Origin of the sequence: Colwellia sp. C1TZA3 (genome assembly GCF_007954265.1) — a bacterium.
In the GTDB taxonomy this organism is placed as follows: Bacteria; Pseudomonadota; Gammaproteobacteria; order Enterobacterales; family Alteromonadaceae; genus Cognaticolwellia.
The window spans coordinates 1-4330 of the sequence record NZ_VOLS01000109.1 but is presented as its reverse complement, the minus strand read 5'-3'; the positions used below and the strand labels follow the sequence as shown (position 1 = coordinate 4330).

1 protein-coding gene is annotated in these 4330 nt (G+C 42.1%); it reads left to right on the top strand.

All coding sequences use genetic code 11. The annotated features are described in order from the left end of the window. Positions 1 to 499 precede the first annotated feature (499 nt). Positions 500 to 3835: an EAL domain-containing protein gene (locus tag ESZ39_RS17175; RefSeq protein WP_262984510.1), complete on the top strand. Its 3336-nt coding sequence runs from the start codon at positions 500 to 502 to the stop codon at positions 3833 to 3835. The last annotated feature ends 495 nt before the right edge of the window (positions 3836 to 4330 follow it).

Genomic DNA, 4330 nt, shown 5'->3' with positions numbered 1-4330 from the left:
TTCAAAACTGACACCCGTTTCCTTATCTACGCCACATAAAAAAGCCTTTCGTACTGTACGGCTGCAGATGTGATAATAGGAGGTATCTACTAAACTGATTTGTTGTGAGCGAGGCTTAGGCATAACAATTACCGAAATTAATAAAGGTAAATTAAGTCTAGTTTAGTGGTTCAAATATGCACACGTTATTATGGGTGGCCTGATAAATATTGTGGTTCAAATATGCACACGTTATTATGGGTGGCCTGATAAATATTGTGGTTCAAATATGCACACGTTATTATGGGTGGCCTGATAAATATTAATGGGTGGCCTGATAAATATTATGGGTGGCCTGATAAATAGCCTGATAAATATTTAAAAAGCAAAATGAAAGACATGACCTAAATGGTATTTAACAGTTTATAAATTTTAGTTCTTTTTTTAGCTATTTGTGTCATATTCCTTTTTAGATACAAACAGTTAATCGAGTAATATGACTTATTCCACTAGACTTCCCTTGCTAACAAAAAAAGTAAAAATAGTTGCCACACTAGTGTTGGCCTTGTTTGCAATGGCTGCGAACACTCTCAATGTGCCCTTGTTCTATGGGATAGACTTCATCTTTGGCTCCATTGCCGTGATGTTTGCTATCCTATTTTTAGGCACAGTCCCGGCTGTATTAGTCGCATTAGCAGGCGGACTGGTGACTATATTCCTCTGGGAGCATCCTTATGCTTTGATAATATTTTCTGTTGAGGCCTTAGTCGTTAGCCAGCTTTACCGGCGGGGGCTTTGTGATTTGTTAATGGCAGATTTAGTCTATTGGTTGCTAATAGGCGTACCACTAATATTATTCTTTTATCATAGCCAGCTTGATATAACTTGGCAGGCTACCTTCCTTATTAGTATGAAACAGCCGTTAAATGGCCTGTTTAATACACTAATAACAGGCGTTATTCTAATCGGTTTGCAACTATCTAGGCCTACAGCCAAAAATTTTGGCCTCGGATTAGGATCACTGCGCTTAACTAACTTAATTTTCCATACTCTACTAACCATTCTATTGTTGGCCGGTGGTATATCACTCGTTTATGACGGTGCTCAGCATCGTTCACTTCAGGAAACATTACTTGTTGAAAGCCTTACTGCGCGTACCGTTAACTTTATAAAAAGATTAGAAGCGGACCCAAAGGCTAAGATCCCCATTGAGCTTGAGTCTGAAATGGCTATAGCTGTGATAGCAAATGATGGTCGGATAATAGCTAATCAGGGGGAGGTAGTCAGTAATACAGCATCAGCAAGTCAATTAATTGCGCTCAATAATAACCTTTCCATATGGGTCTCCACTGGTGAAAAATCTATTATGAAGCGCATGAAACAAGGTCGGTATGTGGTTTATGTGCCATTAGAGGGTGTAGACACAGCGACCCACCTAATTATTGAGCAACCGGCAATATCGCTAATGAACAAGCTGGAATACAGAGAAGCGATGTTGCTTTTTTGGATGACAGTACTGCTCGCATTTGGCATTTTATTTTCATTTGCTATTAGTCACATGCTTACCAGAGCACTTAATCGAATAGAAGTTACCAGCCGAAATTTATCAACACAGATCGCTAGTGGTGAACAGGTCACCTTTCCCGATAGCAAAATAAAAGAATATGCCAGTTTAAGTACCACGCTAAAAGACATGGCTAGCCAGCTAACGGTAAGCTTTAAAAAATTACGCCAAAATGAGGTTGAGCTAGAAGAGAAGATCAAGTTAAAAACATCAGAACTAACAGAGAGCCAAGCACGGCTCACCTTTGCTATTAAAGGTGCTGGTGATGGCGTTTGGGATTGGAACATACAGACTAATGCAGTTCACTATTCGGCTTTGTGGATGTCAATGCTGGGCTATCAAAAAAATGAAGTTACTCAAAATTTAGAGACCTTCAGCACATTAATCCATCCCGATGATAGCGCCTATGTACTGCAAACGATAAAGGATGTTATAGCCGGTAACTTAGTGACGTTTGCTATTGAGATTCGCTTGCGCTGTCAGGATGGCAGCTACAAATGGATTTTTAGTCGCGCCATGACAGTAAAACGTGACAGTCATAACAAGCCACTACGCGTGGTGGGCATGCATACAGATATAACCGAACGCAAGCAAAACGAAGAAAAACTCCAGCTCGCTGCCATCGTATTCTCTAACACCCGTGAAAGCATCATCATCACCGATGCCACAGCCAGCATCATTGAAGTCAACGACACTTTCATTGAGGTTACTGGTTACTCCCGTGAAGAAGTTATCGGTCAAAATCCCCGTATTTTGCAATCAGGCAGAGAATCAGCAGCCTTCTATGCTGCGATGTGGGATGCCGTTAATACCAACGGCTACTGGATTGGTAAAATCTTGAATCGTCAGAAAAATGGTAAAGTGTTCCCAGAAAACCTCTCCCTCAGTGTCGTAAAAAATGCGACCGGCGAAGTTAGCCATTATGTTGCCCTCTACTCTGACATTACACAGCTCAACAATGCCCATCAAAATGAACTCGAACAGCTGGCTTATTACGATAGCTTAACCAATCTACCCAATCGCACCCTACTTGCTGACCGCCTAAATCAAGCCATCTTACAAAGCTATCGCCATGATAGTTCACTCGCTGTGGTATTTCTGGATTTAGACGACTTTAAAGCCGTCAATGATAACCACGGTCATCATGTCGGTGATCAACTCTTGCTTATTATCGCGCTGCGTATGCAAGAGGCGTTACGTGATTGGGATACGCTTGCACGTATAGGGGGGGATGAATTTGTCTTGGTATTAACCGATTTAGCCAAAACTGAAGATTACAAAGAAGTAATAGAGCGCTTGTTGTTGGCAGTGTCCAAACCGGTCACAGTGGGGGATCTGCTATTAAAGATATCCGCTAGCATAGGTGTAGCGTTTTGCCCTCAAGATGATGCAGATGCAGGTATCCTTATGCGTTATGCCGACCAAGCAATGTACGTAGCGAAACAGGCCGGTAAGAATTGTTATCACGTATTTGATAGCACCCAAGATGATGCAATTAACATTAAACAAGAAAACCTCGCCAATATCAGTGCGGCGATGGATAGAGGTGAGTTCGTCTTGTATTATCAACCCAAAGTAAATATGTCTACGGGTGACGTGGTGGGCGTAGAAGCGTTGATCCGCTGGCAACACCCCGTACGCGGTTTAGTGCCACCATTCGATTTTTTACCCATTATAGAGAACCACGCCATTAGCCTCGATATAGGAGAATGGGTCATCGATACGGCACTGAGCCAAATAAGCCAATGGCAACGGATGGGGATTACACTCCCCATTAGCGTTAACCTCAGTGCTTATCAACTCCAGCAAACTAACTTTGTAGAACGCTTGTCAACATTATTGGCCGCACATCCTGATGTGTCATCACACCATTTGGAATTAGAGATACTGGAAACCAGCGCCCTAAGTGATGTCAGTAAGGTTTCTGCTACCATGCAAGCTTGCATGGACCTTGGCGTACACTTTGCGCTAGATGATTTTGGTACTGGGTATTCCTCCCTTACTTATCTCAAACGTTTACCTGCCAGCCTAATTAAAATAGACCAGACTTTTATACGAGACATGCTGACTGACGCTGATGACTTAGCTATTGTTCTGGGCGTTGTCAGTTTGGCGAAAGCCTTCCAACTTGAAGTAATTGCTGAAGGGGTAGAAACTATTGAGCATGGTACTGCATTATTGCAACTAGGCTGTGAATTGGCCCAAGGTTATGGCATTGCAAAGCCGATGCCTGCGGATGACATTCCAGTATGGCTAAGCAGTTGGAAGCCTGATGTGGCTTGGTTGCCATAAATAATATGGTTCAACTATTACAATTACCCTTGAGGCTGGAAGTTAGCCAATTCTCATAGGTTGGACATTAAGAGATAATTGGATTTAGGCCGCATTTTAATCGTCCTTTTTCCTGATCAACTATGCCACCCATGATAACGCCAAGCCATAATTGTAAGTAACTTACGGGTATTTATAGCTTATTAAAATATCCACCGATGAAGTAAATTGCGATTATCTTCGGGCTTACCGCTCATATTGGTAAAACCCTTGAATTTGAGCCAAGTTAAAGCCGTTATTATAAAATAACATCAAGTCACTCACTGTTTAACTGTGACGTTATGCGCTATTTAGCCAAGCTTGAGCATTGGCTAGCCCATGCGAGCGTCGCAAACCAACATGCTCACTAAATTCACATAAATGTTGAGCAGTACCTACCGCGCCAGTGAATAGGCTTTCAAATTCTGTGGTAAGTTTTAACCAGCTTTTATCACTGATGTGCAGCCTGGTTAAAAT